The sequence below is a fragment of the Haloplanus aerogenes genome, from assembly GCF_003856835.1.
Taxonomy (GTDB): domain Archaea; phylum Halobacteriota; class Halobacteria; order Halobacteriales; family Haloferacaceae; genus Haloplanus; species Haloplanus aerogenes.
In genome coordinates, this window is sequence record NZ_CP034145.1 from 2,437,017 (window position 1) to 2,454,732 (window position 17,716).

Here is a 17,716-nt window from a genome sequence, read left to right on the forward strand (position 1 = left end):
ACCGTTCGACGATCGGTGGTCGGTCGGCCACCGGCCGTCGGTTACGACATGGCTTCGACGATGTCGCGAAATTCGTCAAGTGTGAACGCTCGGAGCGTCTCGGTAGTCACGTTGCCACTTTCAGCGAGGGTGAGCGCGGCTTGGGCCGCCGTCTCGTCGTCTGGAAAGTCGGCGATGACGACCCCATCGTACCGGCCCATCGTTATGAAAAAGTCCCGCCACGTCCCGCCAAGCGACTTGACCATCTCTCTTGCGTGTTCCGTTCGTTCGGGACTGGCTTGTACGTTTTCGACGCCCTGCTGGGTGAAGGTGGTTAAGAGCACGTATGTCGGCATCTCGGCAGTCATTACGGCGAACGAGGCAATAACCATACCCTCGGAATCCGAGGTCTCCGATCGGTGCCTACGTGAGTCTATTTACCGCCGGTTCGCCGGAATCGGACGACGAACCGGCGGACACGATTTCCAACAGGCCGTCCGGGCCGGGGAGTCACACGCGCGCCGGACGGTCGTCTGACGGAGCTATTTGTAGACCTCGTGCGTGACATCAATCCCATGGACGAGGGAGACGGACTCGCAGAGATGGAGACAGTCACCGTCGAATTGGACGCGGAGACGCTAGACGAAGTCGACGACATCGCCTTCTCCAATCATCGGGACAATCGAGCGGCGGCGATCCGGACACTGCTAGACGAGTGGCTGAAGTCGCGGGACGAGTGATCAGTCGTCGACGAACGTGACGTTGCGAAATTCGAACCGAGCGCCGCCAGCGCCGCTCTCGGTCAGCGTGTGTGACCAGCCGTGGGCGTCCGCGGCCGCGCGGACGATCGACAGCCCGAGGCCACTCCCAGCACCCGTCGTGAACGCGGCCTCGAAGACGCGCTCGCGGATCTCGGGCGGGATACCGGGTCCGGTGTCCTCGACGTAGAAGCCGGATTCGTCGTCGAGACAGCCGACCGTGACATCGACGGGCGCCGGACCGGTTGCCGACGATTCACTCGTCGAATCGGTCGCATGGCCACTCGCGTCGCCGCCGGCCGGATCGTCGCCTGCACGCGACACCGTCGATATCGGCACCTCGCCGTCCCCGCGAGTATCCGAGCGGGGAGTGGTCGAGCCGTGCTCGACCGAATCGCCGGACTGCGTCTGGCTGTCGTCGGCCGGAGGCCGACTGCCCGAGGGACCGTGTCCCTCGCTGTCAGTGGAGCCGTGCTCCACACTATTCCGAAACAGATTCTCGAACAGCGTCTTGAGTCGGTCCCGATCGGCGTAGAACGTCACGTCGCCGGTGACGGTCAAGGTCGCGTCGCCGGTCGCGACCATCGCCCACGCTTCCTCCGCGACGGCGTCGAGATTCACGGCGGTCGGGGTGACGGTCTGCTCGCCGCTCTGTGCGAGGGCGAGCATGTCCGCGAGGATGGCGTCCATCCGGTCGTGGGCGTCGAGGACAATGTCGAGTTCGGATACGTCGCCCGTCTTCCGTGTCAGGTCGACGTAGCCCTGCGCGACGTTGAGCGGGTTGCGGAGGTCGTGGCTGACGATGCTGGCGAACTCGTCCAGTCGGCGCGTCTTCTCCGCGAGTTTCGCTCGCGCCTCCTGAATCCGCACGTCGTAGACGCCGACCACGAGACCGATAGCCGAACCGTAGGTGACGAACATCAGGCTGACGAAGCCTCGATGCTCCGGGACGACGCCCTCGGCGAGTTGGTACTGGATGTGTAGCAGCGCCAGCAAGAGCGTGACGAGCGCGCCGGCGCCACACCAGCCGACGAGCCGCCACGGCGACACGTGCCTCCACTCGCAGCGCTCGATCCAGAGGCCGACGGTCAGCACACTGATGGCAACGAGAAAGGGGATGACTGAGCCGTAAAACACGGCAGGGAGGTTGGTGCCGAACTCCTCGGCGGCGTGGATGGCGTGGACACTCGCCAGCACGACGCCGAGCCCCCCGACGACGGCGCCGGCGCCGCGAGCCGACGACTCTCTCACTGACGAGCGCATACCCACCACCTACACGACCGACGGGGAATATACCCTTCCCTCAAAAGGAGACGTCAGGACCGGTGTGCTGCCGAACGGGTATGGCACACCGGGACGCGGGTACAGCGGCGCCTTACTCCTCCTCGCCTTCGGTCTCGACAACTTCGATCACCGACAGCGGCACGTCACGGAGGGCGCCCCCGACCTCGCTTTTCGCGATGCGGGTGGCGTGGTTCTCACCGTCGGCGTTGAACACCTCGATTTCGAGCAGAAGACCGACCAGCGCGGTGTTGGCGGCGATGAACGCGGAGTCGAAGGGCTCGCCACAGGCCGGGCAGGGCGTGACGCCCACCTCGACCTCGACGTACTCCTTGTCCTGTTCGTTGAGTCGCTTGCCTGCCTCGCTGACGGCGACGCCGATGGCGTCATCGACATCTTCGACATCACGGACCAGCCAAGCCGCCTCCATGGCGACGAGATAGTTGCTCATACGCTCCGCACGCCGCCGAGTGCCTCGTGTCTTGTGGTTCCCGGCCGGCGCTGTATCAGATCAGATAATTCGGCCACGAACTTTAAGACCTTAGTCGTGGGCGTATCTGTATCGACTGAGCGATGAGTACACAGAGGGGGACCGTATCACCGGGCGACGACGATACGTCAAACGAGCCGACAGAACGACGGCACGAGCCAACGGAACAGGAAGTGTTCGACATTCTCTCGAACCGTCGCCGCCGGTACGCGCTGTACGCCCTGGCGGACGACGACACCGCGACCATCGGGTCGCTGGCCGAACAGATCGCCGCCTGGGAGAACGACTGCACCGTCGACGATATCACGCCGACCGAACGCAAGCGCGTCTACACCGCGCTCCAGCAGTCGCATCTGCCGAAACTGGAGCGGACAGGGCTGATCAGCTTCGATCAGGAGACCGGTCGCGTCCGGCCCACCGAGACCGTCGAGGAGATGGACATCTACCTCGAAGTCGTCGGTGAGGAGCAGTTGTCGTGGGATCAGTACTATCTCGGACTGTCGGCGGTGTCGGTCGGCATCGTCGTCGCCATCTGGCTCGAACTCCCCTTCTTCCGCGCCATCCCGCCCCTGCTCTGGATGACGGTCATCGTCGGCCTCTTTACCGCCTCAGCGGCCGTCCACAACTACCGGTCCGCGGGCCTCAACGCCGCCAGCGAACCGCCGGAAGTCAGCCGTCAGTCCTGACCGCGGCGGTGCCCCGAGTGACGAGAATCAGGCTCCCGACCAGCAGGAGCGCCGTCACCGGCGTCGCGTAGCCGACGGCGGTGAGGAGGACGCCGGTCCCCGCACCCGCCGTCCCGACGCCGACGACGAACAGGATGGCGGGACCGCAGCAGGTCGCCCCCGTGAGCAGCGCCGGCACGCTCGCCAGCAGGCCGGCCGAGCGCTCCACGCCACAGGCGGCGGGCGAGCGCCAAACCACGACGGCGACGGCGAGGTTGGCACCGACCAAGGCGGCGAGTACGAGCGCCACGCCGATATCGAGCGGCGACACGAGGAGCGCGACGGGATCGACGGCGACGCGGGCGACGGGTTCGAACGAGAACGGCCGCGTCTGGCGGAGCATACGCGAGAGGGGATCGTCGACGACCTGCACCGACTGGCCACGTGCGCCGAGGGCGAGGTGGCCGATCGAGGCGAGATAGAGGAGCGGGTAGCCGAGCGCGCCGAACAGGAAGGTCGCCTGTCCGTCCCGTCGCCGGAGCGCGGCCTTCACGGTGCGGGCTGGCCGCCGAAGACGATCAGGGGTAGGCATGGAGGTCAGTCTCCGGATAGAAGCCCGCCCACGCGAACCACATCGCTTCGATGCCGTGCGCGCGTTCGAACGGGAGGGCGTCGGGCGCGTGGGGGTCGCCGTCGACGCGGATGCGGTCGTCCTCGCCGTCGGCGGCGACGGGCACGTCGGCCGGGACGCGGTAGGCGAACCCCGAATCGAGCGCCGGGTCGTGGACGAAGGCGAAGCGTTCGTCGCCGACGGCGGCGTCGACGACCCCCTCGCGCGCGAGCCACGACGACTGGACGGCCGTCGCGCCCGCGCCGGTTCGGACGCCGAGGACGGTGGTTTTGGGCTGGAGGCGGTCGTCGGTCGTGAGCGGTTCGAACATGGTGGACTGTCTGGCGTAGTAGCCACGCTTCGGGCCGTAGGAGCCGTACGGGTCGACGCCGTAGTTGCGGACGTACCCGGTGTCCTCCGACAGCACTTCGGTCTCCGGGTAGCGTGCCCGCCACTGCCGCCAAGTCGTCCAGACCACGTCGAACTCCCGGAGCGACCGTCCCGTCAGCGGCCCGTCGATGGCCGTCGCGAGCACCTGCGGCCACCGGCTGTCCGTCGCCCGGTCGTACATCACGAGGTTGCTGTTGACGAGGTTGCCCGAGACGCCGAACGTCGTCGCCCCACGTTCGAACCCGAGGACCGTCCCCGTCAACGGACAGTAAGTGACGCTCACCGGGACGCCGTCGAGGCGGTCGTTGACGATCTCGTGGTGGACGAGGATCTTTCGGGGGTAGGCACGGACGGCCTCGCCACGAGCGACGCCGACGACGATCTCCTCGTCCCGGAGGAACGCCGCCGCCGAAGCGTCGACGACGGATGGCTCGTCGACGGACGGAATGCCGTCTTTCGGCGGGCCGCCGGAGACCGTCGCCGCACGGAGGCGGCTCGCGTCGTAGGCGACGAGTGGGGACCGATCGGCAGGCGGCGGCCCGTCGGCACTCGGCGTCTCGGTACCGTCGTCGTGGCCATCGTCGCCGCCGCCAGCATCAACGACCGAGTTCCCCCCGAGACAGCCGGCCAGCGCCCCGACGGCCCCGACACCGAGTGCCACCGCCGCTCGTCTCGTGTGACGGGTGCGCATACCACATGCTGGGGCTCCGGATCGAAAAAGGTACCACGGCGGTGCGCGGCGCGCACACAGCGCCCTACCGGTCCAGGCCCCGGAGTGCGTCGCGGAGGTCGTCGGCTGCGAGACGGATCGTGTAGCCGGCGACAGCCTCGGCGGCCGCCCAGTCGTCGCCCTCGGCGCGGTCGTCGAGGGTCGCGAGGCCGTCGTCGAGACACGCCGCCGTCTCCGAACGCAGGTCACGAAAGAGCGCGGCGCAGTCACGGTCGTCGGCCGCGTCGAAAAAGTCGATCAGACGGCCGTGAGTCCGCAGGCTGACGAGCGTTCGGCCGACCATCCCGGCGGCGACCTGCTGGATCGGGTCCTCGCGGCCGCGGAGGTAGGCGTGCATCGGACCGGAGCGCGCCGGATCGTGACCGGTGTCGTCGGCCATCGCGGCCCGAACCCGCCGGAAGTGATCGGCCTCCTGCTCGGCCACCGCGTCGAACGTCTCCCGGAGCGTCGGATCGGCGGTGTGCTCGGCCCACTCCCGGAACGTCTCGCGGGCGGCGTACTCGCTATCCGCGGCCGCCGCCAGGAGTGCCGCGGGGTCGGGGTCGCCGCCGGAGAGCGCGACCAACAGATCCCGGGAGCCGAGTACGTCGAGGTCGTCGGCGTGTTCCGCCTCGACCGCCGCTCGAAGGCCATCGGCATCCATGGCGGCGGGTACGGTGGGCGGTGATTTCAAAGCGAGGGGTCGGGTCGCTTCCCCGGACGGATCGCTGGAGTCGCCGTGGCGGGTCGGCGAATCGCCGGGGAACAGTTACGACGACCCGTCTCAGTCGTCGTCCGCCGCGGCCGTCTCGCCGGTCGCCGCGGCGTCCTCGATGCTCGGCGGGTACTTCCCGCGGTGGAGTTTGAGGTCGCTTTGCGGACGAGCCATACACGTCAGGGCGTACGATTCGGCCTCCTCCTCGGTCAGTGCGCGAGCGGCAGGCTGGGCGACGTCGCCCTCGATAATCTCGGCCGAACAGGCCAGACACATGCCGACGCGACAGGAGTACTCCTGCGCGATGCCGGCGTCGAGACAGGCCGACAGGATGGTCCGGGTGTCGGACACCTGAATCGTCTCGCCGGTGCCGACGAACTCGACGGTGTAGTCGGTCATAGGGCGGCGTACGCGCGACCCCGGCAAAACTCTTTACGACGATGTCTTATTGGTTGTATTTCCGACATTAGCAGTTCGTCCGTACGAGAGCAGTTCACCCGGTCTAACCGGTACGTCTGACTTACGTCTGACACAAGATATATACCGATACGGGTCCGGCTACGTAACGAGACGCAGGAATTCGGGGGCAGTTGGTAGGGGTACTTTCGGTCCCCGGATGCCTGCGGGTGACCTTTTATCGGCGTCACGTCGTGAGCCGTGCGCGTAGCGTCGAATACGGGACGGGGCTAGGGCTCACCGGGACAGCGTGGCGGTAAAACGGCGGGTCGCATAGAGAGTATCGGATGTCGTGATAGACGGTCGTCGCACCGCGGCGACGAGCATCTACCGACGGGTACGCTACTCCCTATTACTCGCCCCAGTCCTCTTCGAGTTCCGGGGCGGCGTCCAGTTCCACGGGGTCGATGCCGACGACTTCGAGTTCGGCACCGCAGGTCCCACAGTCGACGATCTCTCCGACTTCCAGATCCTCGTGCAGGGTCACCTCGGCCCCACATTCGACGCACTCGGGCATATTCGGCCGGACGTTGGTGGTGGGGGGACTTGAAGGATGCCTTTCGGCGGCGTTAGTCTTCGCCGGCGAGGGGTTCGCCCTGTCGGTCGATCCGCGTGGCAGGGAGGCCGGCGCGTTCGGCGTGTTCGCGCACCGCATCCTCGCTCTCGGCCTTGTAGTGACAGAACGTGCCCGTCACCTCGCCGTCGTCGTTCGTCAGCACCTCGGAGTCGACCCAGCGGATGTCGACGTCCTCGTCGCGGAGTTCCTCGAGCGTCTCGCCGGATTTCTCGGCGGCTGCGTGAAGGTCGTCGCGGCTGATCGGTTCGGGCAGGTCACGGAGGATGAGGTAGTCCTTCATGCTCGATGCCAACAAACGACCGGCCGAGGTTAAAACCCGGGGACTCGGCAGGGAAGGCTACAGTCGGACGTACTGCGTGAGGCCCCACGCCATGACGACGATGCCGACGATGAAGGCACCGAGCGTCGCGAGGAGTGGTCGCGGCGCCAGCAGCGACCCGCCGAGGAAGGGACCGCGGACGATCAGATATCCCGAGCCGAGCGCGACGACGAGGCCGACAACGCCGGTCGCACCAGCGACGAGTCTGACGAGCGACGTCACCGCTGACCGCCTCGCCCCGTCTTCATCGGCGGATACCGAATCCCGATTCGTCCTGTGGCTCCTCGTACGTCACGTCCACGTCGTCGACAGTCGCGGCGGGACTGCCGGTGTGACACCACTCGATCATCGCCTCGACGGCGTCCTCGTCGCCCTCGAAGACGGCTTCGACGCGGCCATCGTCGAGGTTACGAACCCAGCCGTCGACGTTTCTGGTCCGTGCAGCGTCGCGGGTGTTCGCCCGGTAGTAGACGCCCTGTACCCGACCGGAGACGAAGACTCGGGCCCGGATTCGGTCGCTCATGAGCGTTCATCGATTTCCATCGGTAAAAATCCGAAGCCGTCGCGGGGCCTACAGCCACGGCGCCCGCGACTCCTCCTCGATGGGGAACGGGGAGGGGCGCGCGTCGTCGGACTGCTGGTCGTCCTGATCGTCGTCGTTCGCGTCGCCGCCGTCGGCGGCCGCGACTTCGCCGTCGTCATCGGTATCGCCATCGGCCACGCTCGCCCCGTCGGGGTCGAACGAGAACACCGCGGTCACACAGAGGACGCCGAGCGCGACGGGCGCCTCGGTGGGCATCAGGCCGAGCACCGAGAGCGCGAGCATTCCGAGGGCGACGGCGCTCCCGAACCGGAACAGGTCGAGGTCGACCGACTCCTGGAGCACCGGGCCGAGCGCCGCGACCAGCATGGCGAACCCGACGCCGACGCCCGCGGCGGCGGCGCCGCGGAGGACGAGGCCGGGGTCGGCGACGAACGTCACCGCCGCGCCCGCGGGCTGGAGGCTGGCGACGAGGCCGAGGCCGATGATGACCGCTGGCCGGGGGAGATATTCACCGACGCGGGCGCTCGCCGTCTTCGCCGCGACAGTTAGGATGACCAGTCCGGCGAACCGCTGGAAGACGGCCATGTCGAGGACGGTCTGAATCGTCGGCGCCAGCGCCGCCTCGACGGCGGCGGCGGGAAGCAGGACGACGCCCAACAGGGCGATGGCCCGCATCCGCTCGCGGGGCGAGCCGTCCATCTCCGCGAGGACGACGGCGACGGTGGCCGAGCCACCGAAGATGAGCAACCCGGTTTCGAGGATGCCGAACGGGTAGGTGAGCGCACCCGCGAGGATCAGCGCGGGGAAAATCCCGTCGATCAGCGGGAGGGCCATCACCGTGGCGAGGAGCTTGGTCGCACCGCCCACCTGTCGCTCGAGGCGGAGTGCAACCGGATGCTGCGAGACGCTCATGCCACGCTAACGGCCGTAACCATCGGCCGACCGGTGGTGTAACGCCCTCGATCTGCCCGCGTCGACGACGTTTCGTCCGGTTCCGAAGCGTTTGAAGTTGGCCACGCGTGTAAAGGAGATGCCGGAGTCCTCGGTGGAACTCGTCCGAGCGGCAATGCACGTGGCGGTGGAACGCTTCGAAGCCATACCCCTAGATTGGGCCAGTGACGGGTTAAACGTTGCGTGGGAAATGGACACACAGCCACTGTGTGCCGGTGCCATCCCTCGAAACCGGCGTCGAGACGGCGTTACTCGTCGAGTTGGCGCGCGAGTTCGACGGCGCGGTCCTCGCTCCCGTCGACGACGACGGCGGTCCACACGCCGTCGGTCCGCCAGTAGACGACGGCGCGGTCACGCGTCGTCGTGACGTTCGCGGTATGGCCGTTCACCGTCACCGCCGTGGCGTTCGCCGACTCGAACTCGCGGTCGCTCGTCGACGAGACGACGGTCACGTTGTCGCCGTCGGCGCGGTACTGCTGGGCCACGGTCGTCGACGACGACCGGCGGATCACGCTGGCCTCGCGGAAGGTGGCGTCGAGGCTCGGGAGGTCGAGACTGGTGTTCGCCTGCACCGCGTCGAAGGTGTCGTACCGCTCGACCGACGTGACCGCGAGGCGGTCGGCCGGCGGGTCGAACGTGCTCTCGTGGACACTGACGTTGAACTGGGTGTCGCCGTAGTCGACCACCGTCCGGTTCGTCCCGTCGGTGGTCTCGACGCGGAGCAACCGCGAGTCGGACTGGGCGATCCAGAGCGTCGACGTGGCCGTCCGGTCGCCATCGTGGGTCACCTCGACGACGTGGGCGTCGGTGCCGTCGTCGCTTCCCTCGCGCAGATACGCGACACTGATGTTCTCGTCGTCGACGGAGAGGGCGTCGAGACTGGCCGAGCCGTTTCGGCCGGGACGGACAGCCGACTCGCGGTCCCACGCTGCGGTCCGGTTGGGGCCGACGTACCACGCGACAGTTTCGTTCACGCCGGCGCGGTAGGTCGCGTTGTCGGTCGTGGCCACCGTCCGGGACTGGTTGCCGGCGGCGGCGAACTCGACGGTCGTCGTCTCGTTCGCGGTGCCGTTGCTGACGGTGATCTCCGCGCTCGTCACGACGCTCTCGGCGTTCGCGTAGCGGTCGCGGGTGTCGTTGAGGACCGCCTCGCCGGAGGGCTGGCCGGACTGACCGCCGGTGATCGCGGCGCCGGTCAGGGCCGCGAGCGTCGCCATCACGACGACGAAGAGGGCGATTCGACGCCGCCCGCCGAGTGTCGGTCGCATGCTTCACGTTACGGTTGGGATTCTAAGAAGCTTTGGCGCGGTGCCGGCGCACCACTCATAAGCGTCCCGCCCGAACGGGGGGCGATGAGTGGCGCCGAGACGAACCCCGTCGTCGATCTGACGGGCGTCCGCAAGACCTACCACGTGGGTGGCATCGTCGAGGCGCTAGCTGGCGTCTCGCTGACGCTCCCACGGGGGTCGTACACCGCCGTCATGGGACCGAGTGGCTCCGGGAAGTCGACGCTCCTGAACCTGATCGGCGCGCTCGACACGCCGACCGAGGGCCGGGTCGTCGTCGCCGGTCACGACGTGGGAACGGCCTCCGAGGCGGAGCGTGCGGGGCTGCGCGGGACGGAAATCGGCTTCGTCTTCCAGACGTTCAACCTCCTCTCGCGACTGACGGCGGTGGAGAACGTCGCCCTCCCTCTCGTCTTCGCGGGCGTCCCCCGCGCCGAACGGACGGCCCGGGCGCGCGAGTTGCTGGCGGACGTGGGGCTGGCCGACCGGACCGATCACCTCCCGACGGAGCTGTCCGGCGGTCAGCGCCAGCGCGTCGCCATCGCGCGAGCGCTCGTCGCCGACCCCGCACTCGTCCTCGCCGACGAACCGACCGGGAACGTCGACACCGAGACTGGCGGCCGTGTGCTCGACATCTTCGACGACTTGCACGCGCGAGGAAACACGCTATTGCTCGTGACCCACGAGCGTCACGTGGCCGAGCGAGCCGAGCGGATCGTCCACGTCAGAGACGGCGAACTGGTGCGAGTAGAGTCGCTCGACGGTGGGGAGGGAAGCGACTGATGGACGCCGTCGAATCGGTGCGGATCGCCCTCCGGTCCATCCGGAGTCACAAACTCCGGTCGACGCTGACGGTCGTCGGCCTCGTCATCGGCATCGCGTCGGTCATCGTCTTCGCGACCTTCGGTGCGAGCGTGAAGGCGGAGGTAATAAACGACATCGAGGGATCGAGCGCGAACAACGTCTACGTCTTCGCCACGCCGGAGGACGACGAGGGGTTCGATCAGGTGATCCAGCCGGTCTTTACCGAACACGACGTGTCGTCGCTGGCGTCGCTTCCGGGGGTGACGAACGTCATCCCTCGGGGCACGGTCGACGCCAACTCGCTGACCCACGGATCGGACACCATCGCCCGCCAGCGGGTGACGGCGACGACGCCAGAGACGTTCGACGAGGAGAAAATCGTCGCCGGCCGCGGGTTCCGGTCGGGGACGAACGAGGTCGTCCTCAACGAGCGAGCGGCCCGATCGTTCGACGAGAACGTCACCGTCGGCGACCGCCTCACGCTCTCGCTGGCGGGCAATCGGACGCGCGAGTTGACCGTCGTCGGTATCGTCAACGGCACCGAGGGGCAGTTACCGGTGAGCGGATTCGCCGAACAGGCCCGCGTCTACGTCCCCGTCGATCCCTTCTACCGGACGGTGGTCGAGAGCCCGAGCGTCGGCGTCCGTCAGCGGGCGTATCCGCAGGTGACGGTCGTGACCGATCCGACGACGACGGCGGCGACGAAGGCGGCCGTCGAGTCGTACCTGCAGGAGCGCTCGGACGCCCGCCAGTTGGCGCCGGCAGGGACGACACTGACGGCGCGGACGAGTGGCGACTTCGTGGCGGAGGTGGCGTCGGTCATCGAGCGCATCACGCGATTCGTGACGGGGGTCGCGGTGATCGGCCTGGTGGTCGGCGCCATCGGCATCGCCAACATCATGCTCGTGAGCGTCACGGAGCGGACGCGGGAGATCGGCGTGATGAAGGCCGTGGGGGCGCGCAACCGGGACGTACTCGTCCTCTTTCTCGTCGAGGCGGGACTGCTCGGGGCTATCGGCGCCGTCCTCGCCCTCCCCATCGGACTCGTGGTCGGGTACGCCGCGACCCGGTACGCCGAGGTGACGTTCGCGCTCGCGCCGGCGTGGATGGTGACGGCGGTGGTCGTCGGCGTCGTCGTGGGCGTCCTCGCCGGCCTGTATCCGGCGTGGCGAGCGGCGCGGGTCGATCCGATCGACGCGCTCCGGTACGAGTAGTCGTCGGTGTGGGAGGCGGACACACCCGCACACGCCGTCTCGCAACGTTTTTCAGAGCGGCGAGACGACGGTTTACATGGCGAACGACGTTCCCGATGCGGGACCCTTCTCGGAGAAACTGCGAGTACCGGAGTCGCTGACGTTCGACGACGTTCTCCTTCGCCCCATGGAGAGCCACGTCGAACCGGACGAGGCCGACGTGTCGACGCAGGTGTCGACGAACGTCACGCTCAACATCCCCATCCTCTCGGCGGCGATGGACACGGTGACCGAAAGCGGCCTCGCCGTCGCGATGGCACGCAACGGCGGTATCGGCGTCCTCCACCGCAACATGACCGTCGACGAGATGATCGTCGAGATCGAGCGTGTCAAGCGAGCGGACGAACTCGTGATCCGGCGGGAAGACGTGGTGACGGCCCGACCGGACCAGACGGTCCGCGAGGTGGACGAGATGATGGAACGCGAGGGCGTCAGCGGCGCGCCCGTCGTCGACGAGGACGACACGGTCCTCGGGATCATCTCCGGGACGGACATCCGCCCCTACCTCGAAGTCGGGGAGTCCGACGAGGTGCGGATGGCGATGACCGACGAGGTCATCACCGCCGGCGAGGGTGTCACGGCGCGTGACGCACTCGAACTCATGTACGACCACAAGATCGAACGGGTGCCCATCGTCGACGACAAGGACCACCTCGTCGGCCTCGTCACGATGCAGGGCATCCTCCACCGGCGCGAACACGAGAACGCGGCGCGTGACGAGGACGGCGCCCTTCGGATCGGCGTCGCCGTCGGGCCGTTCGAGGACGACCGCGCCCGCACGGCCGACGAGGCCGGTGCGGACGTACTCTTCATCGACTGCGCCCACGCCCACAACCGGAACGTGATCGACAGCGCCCGCGAGATCAAAGAGAGCGTCGACGCGGACGTGGTCGTCGGCAACATCGGCACGCGCGAGGCGGCCGAGGCGGTCGTCGACTTCGCGGACGGCGTCAAGGTCGGTATCGGACCGGGGTCGATCTGCACGACCCGCGTCGTCACGGGCGCGGGGATGCCCCAGATCACCGCCGTCTCCGAGGTGGCGGACGTGGCCAGCCGACACGACGTGCCGGTGATCGCCGACGGCGGGATCCGCTACTCCGGCGACGCGATCAAGGCTATCGCCGCCGGCGCCGACGCCGTCATGCTCGGCTCCTACTTCGCGGGCACCGACGAGGCGCCGGGGCGCGTCATCACGATGAACGGCAAGAAGTACAAGCAGTACCGGGGCATGGGCTCGGTCGGCGCGATGCGCTCGGGTGGCGGCGACCGCTACCTGAAAGAGGAAGACGAGGAGGAGGGCTTCGTCCCGGAGGGTGTCGAGGCCGCGACGCCGTACAAGGGGACGCTCGCCTCCGAACTCCACCAACTCGTCGGCGGCATGAAGTCGGGGATGGGCTACGTCGGCGCGGCGACGATTCCGGAGTTCAAGGAACGCTCCCGGTTCGTCCGCGTATCGGCCGCAGGGCAGACGGAGGGCCACCCCCACGACGTGATGATCACGGACGAGGCGCCGAACTACAGCCCGCAGGAGTGAGCGGGACTCCCGGTGCGCCGCTGGAACGGAGCGGCGAAGGGCGATACTGGCGGACCACAAGCCCGATGAAAACGGCCGATTCGTCGGCCTGTACCGGTTCCGCAAGGGGTATTTTGATATACACCCATGATACATTGGCTACTGTGAGTGGGCGTACTCCTCCTCGGAAGCACACATGAGCGACGATTCCCCCCTCGTCCTCGTCGTCGAGGACGAACGTGACCTGTCCGAACTCTACCGGATGTGGCTCGCCGACTCGTATCGGGTTTGGACGGCCGAGGACGGGCGAGCGGCGCTCGCCAAACTCGACGAAGATGTCGATATCGTGTTACTCGACCGACGGATGCCCGACCTCTCGGGCGACGAGGTGCTCGATCGCATCCGCAATCAGGGCTTCGACTGCCGGGTCGCGATGGTGACCGCGGTCGAACCCGACACCGACATCGTCGACATGGAGTTCGACGACTACCTCGTCAAACCGGTCTCCGAGGCGGATCTCGTACGAATGGTCGAGAGCCTCCGGGTACGCGACGAGTACGATGACGGCGTCAAACAGCTCTTTTCCCTCGCCTCGAAGAAGGCACTTCTCGAATCGGAGAAAGATCGAACCGAACTCGAAACCAGCGAAGAGTACCATCAACTCGTCGACGAACTCACCGCCCTGCGCACCGACCTCGACGACAAACTCGCTCGCCTCAGCGACAGCGATGATCTCACGCTGATCTACCAGGATCTCGCGAAAGACGACGATCGCAACGAGTAACGCGGCGGGTCGCCGCGGCCGTCCGCCGCACCGATCCCGTCCGCCGGTTTCTTTTTCCTTTCTATTTTATGTCAGTGATCAACTGCATTAATTGATTATATTAACTATCAGATATTCTCGAAAAATTATAATTCGTAGTCACCCGACGGGTAGAGTGCAATGTCCGAACGTGACAGCAGTACGGTGAAAACGGCCCCGGCAGACAACCAGTTGACGGCGGACGGCAACGGCGGGGGAATTTCCGGCCCGATGAATGCCGACGGCAACGGCGGGGGAATTTCCGGTCCGATGAATGCCGACGGTAACGGTGGCGGTATCTCCGGTCCGATGAACGCCGACGGTAACGGTGGCGGTATCTCGGGACCGATGAACGCCGACGGCAACGGCGGCGGTATCTCGGGACCGATGAACGCCGACGGTAACGGTGGCGGTATCTCCGGTCCGATGAACGCCGACGGTAACGGTGGCGGTATCTCCGGTCCGATGAACGCCGACGGTAACGGTGGCGGTATCTCCGGTCCGATGAACGCCGACGGCAACGGCGGCGGTATCTCGGGACCGATGAACGCCGACGGCAACGGCGGCGGTATCTCCGGTCCCTAAAGTTTCGAGAATTCGAGTTCGTCGCTCCAGACGAGCGAGCCGTCGATTTTCACTGGTACCGTCTCGAGCGAGAGGAACTGCTGTAACTCGTCGAGCGTCAGGTCGAAGGTCCGAGAGTCACCCGACCAGAGGTGGTACTCGTCCACGTCGTTGAGCCACGGGATTACGAGACTTCCCATGCCGAACGACGTCGAGGGGTGTGTCTGCCAGTCGAGTTCGAAGTGGTCGTCGCCGCGGCGGCGAACGACGCAGACGTTCGGCGGCCCACCGTCCGTCCGGGCCAGCGACAGACTACTGTCCCCGATGATCGTGTACTGGTCGCCGATGATGGAGTCGTCGCGGGCGACTTCGAGGGCGCTTCCGACGGTGAAGCCCTGATTCAGGAGTCGGGCCAGCATCCGCCCCATCCGGACGGCACCGCTGTTGATCACGTCCGACAGCGTGACGATACCGGCGATGGCGCCCGCTTCGATCAGGGCCGAACCCTGTTCGTATGACTGGCAGGCGTTGAGCAGGAAGGCGTCGGGACCGGCCCTTCGGAGCGTCGTCGCGTCGAGTTTGCCGTCGGAACACTCGAACCCCTCGCCGTCGATGTGGCCGATGTAGTGGAGGAGGTCGGCCTCGACGGAGAGCACCTCCCGGAGTTCTGCCCGCGTCAGGTCGTGGTGGACCCGTACGTCGAACGGGAGTTCGTCGCGGGAGGCGTACACTTCGTCGACCACGTCGCGTTCGTCCGCCATCCGGGGGTCGTTGCAGACGACCGTGATGCCGATGTCGCCGTCGGCTGGCGTCCGGTCGAGACGGTTGTAGAAGGCGTTCGTCGTCGCCTTGCTGGCGCCGATGGGCGCCCCCTCGCCCACCCAGGACTGTTCGAGCGAGTCCGTCGCCTCCGGCTGGACGTACGACCGGGCCGCCCCGTCGGCCGACGCGCTCCGGGTGAACGACGCATCGCGGAAGAACTCGTTCGCGGCCGTCGTCTGTACCTCGGAACTCGGTTCCGGCTGATCCTGCGGCGTCCGCACGACGGCGAGGTCGTTGGTGACGAAGGGCAGGAGTTCGACGTTCTCGGGCGTGGGGGCGACGTGGGACGTCATCCGCCACTCCGGAAGTTCGTCCTCGACGGCGCCGAAGGGAACGGAGAGATACTCCTCCAGTTGCGTCCGAAGCGGCTGGTCGTACAGCCACCCGAAGTCGAGGTCGAGACTGGTCTCGATGGCCTCGCGTTCGTGGAGGTCGACCGAGTAGTATCCCTCCGTTCGCGTCACGCAGTCGAGGAAGAACGTCTGTTTGAGGACGCGCTCGACCTCGGTTTCGAACCCACGAACCGTGTCCAGGTCGTGGACGAAGCCGTCGTCGGTCACGAGTCGGGGACTGTCACCGGGAACGATGTCGGCCGCGATGTAGTACGCGAGCGGTGCGGCGACGTAAATCGACTCGTACTCCCGTGGGAGTTCGAGTCTGACGCCCGTGTCGGGCGAGACGACGCCGTCGGGAACGTCGAACTGCTCACCGAGTTCGACGAGCGGCGGGTGCCCCCGAAGCGTCGGATACGACCGCTCCGGCGACGTGGTCTTCAGGGCCGAGGAGAACTCGGACACGGCCATCATCACGTCGGTCGGGTCGTCGGTCGTCGTGATCGTCGCCGCCGGACCTTCGTGGTGGGAGCGGGCCCCGACGCGTACCTCGCGGGTGCCGTCGAAGTCGATCCGCGTGTGGCTCACGTCCGACGCGATGGCGACCGGTCCCTCGACCCGCAGATAGATCTTGATCGGCCCACAGAGTTCGAGGCTGTAGCTCCCGTGCGGGAACTCCTCGTGGGCGGAGTGATCCGTCTCCGCGAGCATGTCGCCCGCCTCGTTCCGGACACAGACCGAGACGACCGTCGGGAGTTCGATCGTCGCGGCGTCGATGGCCACCGCGGCGTCGATGGGGAAGCGGTGGCCCGCGGGGTCGACCGGCGTCGGCGAGACGGGCGTGTCGGTGAACAGGCGGAACTGATTCCGCTCGATCAGATCCGACACCACCAACCCCGGATCGTCCTCCAATGTCGAGAACGACACTTCGAGGTTGTCACTCTCCATCTCGAAGCGGTCCCCGCGCGGCCGCTCGGTCCGACTCATCGTGTGTATAGGTCAGTCGTCGTCCACAAAAGCGTATTGTTGGTTATGATACATTATTGAGAGGATCACGTCCCGCCAAGCGGTAACCAGTCGGACGTGAGGTCGCGGTCGCGGAAGTGCCACCGCTGATTGAGTTCGCCGCCGTCGATCCGAAGTTCGACCGTCGCGTCGAACAGCGGCTGGAACAGCCTGACGAGCTCGGAGTCCATGTCCCGCGGCAGCCGGAAGTGGACGAGGCCGGACACCGCACGGGCCTGTGCGACCATGACGTGCACGAAGCGAAACGCCGTCTCGCGGCCGTACGCCGAGAGCATCGTCGGCAGACAGTCGAAGGCCATGCGGAACTCCGCGGCGTCGAGGCCGCCCGCGAACAGGTCGAACTCCTCGATCACTTCGGCGACCGTCGTGCCGAGGTCACGGATCGAGCCGTCGATCACGTGCGTCCGCGGCGTGATCTGATCGAGTGGCCGGCTGGCCGCTGCGGCGCTCCGTGCTTCCTCGCCGCGCGTGACGAGACGGGCGTACTCCGAGGAGAGTGGCCCCGTCTCGCGGAGGCGACGGATCGCACTCGACCGATTCGGTTCCGGCGCCACGACGAGACGCCGCCGCGGGGGGTCGGCGGACGGATCGCCCAGCATCGTCGCTGACGCGTCTGCAAACATCTCTTCGGGGACTGATCCCACGACGAGAAGGGCGCTCCCTTGCTCTTTCAGCGTCGCCAGGGCGTGGGCGAAGCTGACACCGTCGTCGTCGGGTCCCATCCCACCACCCGCAACCATCAATCGTCCGAACGGAACGCCCCCAAATAATACTTCTTATCGAAGAATCACGGATAATATTCGGCCGGCGATGCAGTCGGGGTCTTCATCGGGTCTGCGGTGGCTGTGTCCCGGTGGACCGCCACCCGCC

The 17,716-nt window shown here is 66.9% G+C and carries 22 protein-coding genes; 7 read left to right on the top strand and 15 right to left on the bottom strand.

Annotation, left to right across the window (positions count from 1 at the left end; all coding sequences use genetic code 11):
- Positions 1 to 41: 41 nt before the first annotated feature.
- Positions 42 to 335, bottom strand: coding sequence for a GYD domain-containing protein (locus DU502_RS12440; RefSeq protein WP_121920606.1), 294 nt, complete (start codon positions 333 to 335; stop codon positions 42 to 44).
- Positions 336 to 554: 219 nt separating this feature from the next.
- Here DU502_RS12440 and DU502_RS12445 point away from each other — a divergent pair, with 219 nt between their 5' ends.
- Positions 555 to 719: a ribbon-helix-helix protein, CopG family gene (locus tag DU502_RS12445; RefSeq protein WP_121920513.1), complete on the top strand. Its 165-nt coding sequence runs from the start codon at positions 555 to 557 to the stop codon at positions 717 to 719.
- Here DU502_RS12445 and DU502_RS18900 read toward each other — a convergent pair whose 3' ends face one another.
- The gene (locus DU502_RS18900) at positions 720 to 2,000 is read right to left on the bottom strand and encodes a sensor histidine kinase (RefSeq protein WP_121920512.1); all 1,281 of its coding nucleotides are present in this window, start codon (positions 1,998 to 2,000) and stop codon (positions 720 to 722) included.
- 112 nt (positions 2,001 to 2,112) lie between these two features.
- Positions 2,113 to 2,469, bottom strand: a complete 357-nt coding sequence (locus tag DU502_RS12455; RefSeq protein ID WP_121920511.1) for a DUF555 domain-containing protein — start codon at positions 2,467 to 2,469, stop codon at positions 2,113 to 2,115.
- Positions 2,470 to 2,591: 122 nt separating this feature from the next.
- Between DU502_RS12455 and DU502_RS12460 the strand changes: the two genes are divergently transcribed.
- Positions 2,592 to 3,194 carry a DUF7344 domain-containing protein gene (locus tag DU502_RS12460; RefSeq protein WP_241966802.1) on the top strand — a complete coding sequence of 201 codons (603 nt, stop codon included), beginning with the start codon at positions 2,592 to 2,594 and terminating at the stop codon, positions 3,192 to 3,194.
- Here DU502_RS12460 and DU502_RS12465 read toward each other — a convergent pair.
- The 10 genes from DU502_RS12465 to DU502_RS12510 all read right to left on the bottom strand — a co-directional run bounded on the left by DU502_RS12465 (position 3,178) and on the right by DU502_RS12510 (position 9,712).
- Entirely contained in the window at positions 3,178 to 3,765 is a 588-nt protein-coding gene (locus DU502_RS12465) for a hypothetical protein (protein WP_199722708.1), read from the bottom strand. The two genes, DU502_RS12460 and DU502_RS12465, sit on opposite strands and share 17 nt — an antisense overlap.
- Positions 3,752 to 4,864 carry a DUF3179 domain-containing protein gene (locus tag DU502_RS12470; protein WP_121920510.1) on the bottom strand — a complete coding sequence of 371 codons (1,113 nt, stop codon included), beginning with the start codon at positions 4,862 to 4,864 and terminating at the stop codon, positions 3,752 to 3,754. Before DU502_RS12470 ends, DU502_RS12465 begins: the two co-directional genes overlap by 14 nt.
- Positions 4,865 to 4,928: 64 nt before the next feature.
- The gene (locus DU502_RS12475) at positions 4,929 to 5,546 is read right to left on the bottom strand and encodes a ferritin family protein (RefSeq protein ID WP_121920509.1); all 618 of its coding nucleotides are present in this window, start codon (positions 5,544 to 5,546) and stop codon (positions 4,929 to 4,931) included.
- Between the two features lie 120 nt (positions 5,547 to 5,666).
- Positions 5,667 to 5,996, bottom strand: a complete 330-nt coding sequence (locus DU502_RS12480; protein ID WP_121920508.1) for a 2Fe-2S iron-sulfur cluster-binding protein — start codon at positions 5,994 to 5,996, stop codon at positions 5,667 to 5,669.
- A 409-nt stretch (positions 5,997 to 6,405) separates the two neighbouring features.
- Positions 6,406 to 6,570 (bottom strand): lysine biosynthesis protein LysW, encoded by a 165-nt coding sequence (gene lysW / locus DU502_RS12485; protein WP_121920507.1) that lies wholly within the window; start codon positions 6,568 to 6,570, stop codon positions 6,406 to 6,408.
- Between the two features lie 52 nt (positions 6,571 to 6,622).
- The gene (locus tag DU502_RS12490; RefSeq protein ID WP_121920506.1) at positions 6,623 to 6,910 is read right to left on the bottom strand and encodes a DUF4242 domain-containing protein; all 288 of its coding nucleotides are present in this window, start codon (positions 6,908 to 6,910) and stop codon (positions 6,623 to 6,625) included.
- Positions 6,911 to 6,967: 57 nt separating this feature from the next.
- Complete coding sequence (locus DU502_RS12495; protein ID WP_121920505.1) at positions 6,968 to 7,171, bottom strand: hypothetical protein; 204 nt, start codon at positions 7,169 to 7,171, stop codon at positions 6,968 to 6,970.
- Positions 7,172 to 7,193: 22 nt separating this feature from the next.
- Positions 7,194 to 7,472, bottom strand: coding sequence for an acylphosphatase (locus tag DU502_RS12500; protein WP_121920504.1), 279 nt, complete (start codon positions 7,470 to 7,472; stop codon positions 7,194 to 7,196).
- Between the two features lie 48 nt (positions 7,473 to 7,520).
- Entirely contained in the window at positions 7,521 to 8,405 is an 885-nt protein-coding gene (locus tag DU502_RS12505) for a DUF5794 domain-containing protein (protein WP_121920503.1), read from the bottom strand.
- 287 nt (positions 8,406 to 8,692) lie between these two features.
- The gene (locus tag DU502_RS12510; RefSeq protein ID WP_121920502.1) at positions 8,693 to 9,712 is read right to left on the bottom strand and encodes a LolA family protein; all 1,020 of its coding nucleotides are present in this window, start codon (positions 9,710 to 9,712) and stop codon (positions 8,693 to 8,695) included.
- 84 nt (positions 9,713 to 9,796) lie between these two features.
- Between DU502_RS12510 and DU502_RS12515 the strand changes: the two genes are divergently transcribed.
- The 5 genes from DU502_RS12515 to DU502_RS12535 all read left to right on the top strand — a co-directional run bounded on the left by DU502_RS12515 (position 9,797) and on the right by DU502_RS12535 (position 14,687).
- On the top strand, positions 9,797 to 10,513 hold the full coding sequence (locus DU502_RS12515) for an ABC transporter ATP-binding protein (protein WP_121920501.1): 717 nt from the start codon (positions 9,797 to 9,799) through the stop codon (positions 10,511 to 10,513).
- Positions 10,513 to 11,748: an ABC transporter permease gene (locus tag DU502_RS12520; RefSeq protein ID WP_121920500.1), complete on the top strand. Its 1,236-nt coding sequence runs from the start codon at positions 10,513 to 10,515 to the stop codon at positions 11,746 to 11,748. Before DU502_RS12515 ends, DU502_RS12520 begins: the two co-directional genes overlap by 1 nt.
- 76 nt (positions 11,749 to 11,824) lie before the next feature.
- Complete coding sequence (gene guaB, locus DU502_RS12525; protein ID WP_121920499.1) at positions 11,825 to 13,321, top strand: IMP dehydrogenase; 1,497 nt, start codon at positions 11,825 to 11,827, stop codon at positions 13,319 to 13,321.
- Between the two features lie 175 nt (positions 13,322 to 13,496).
- The gene (locus DU502_RS12530) at positions 13,497 to 14,084 is read left to right on the top strand and encodes a HalX domain-containing protein (protein ID WP_121920498.1); all 588 of its coding nucleotides are present in this window, start codon (positions 13,497 to 13,499) and stop codon (positions 14,082 to 14,084) included.
- A gap of 159 nt (positions 14,085 to 14,243) precedes the next feature.
- On the top strand, positions 14,244 to 14,687 hold the full coding sequence (locus DU502_RS12535; protein WP_124897081.1) for a hypothetical protein: 444 nt from the start codon (positions 14,244 to 14,246) through the stop codon (positions 14,685 to 14,687).
- On the opposite strand, the gene DU502_RS12540 is transcribed toward DU502_RS12535, so the two are convergent.
- The gene (locus DU502_RS12540; RefSeq protein ID WP_241966801.1) at positions 14,684 to 16,807 is read right to left on the bottom strand and encodes a CHAT domain-containing protein; all 2,124 of its coding nucleotides are present in this window, start codon (positions 16,805 to 16,807) and stop codon (positions 14,684 to 14,686) included. The genes DU502_RS12535 and DU502_RS12540 overlap by 4 nt on opposite strands.
- A gap of 65 nt (positions 16,808 to 16,872) precedes the next feature.
- Positions 16,873 to 17,586: a DUF7504 family protein gene (locus tag DU502_RS12545; protein ID WP_121920497.1), complete on the bottom strand. Its 714-nt coding sequence runs from the start codon at positions 17,584 to 17,586 to the stop codon at positions 16,873 to 16,875.
- Between the last annotated feature and the right edge of the window lie 130 nt (positions 17,587 to 17,716).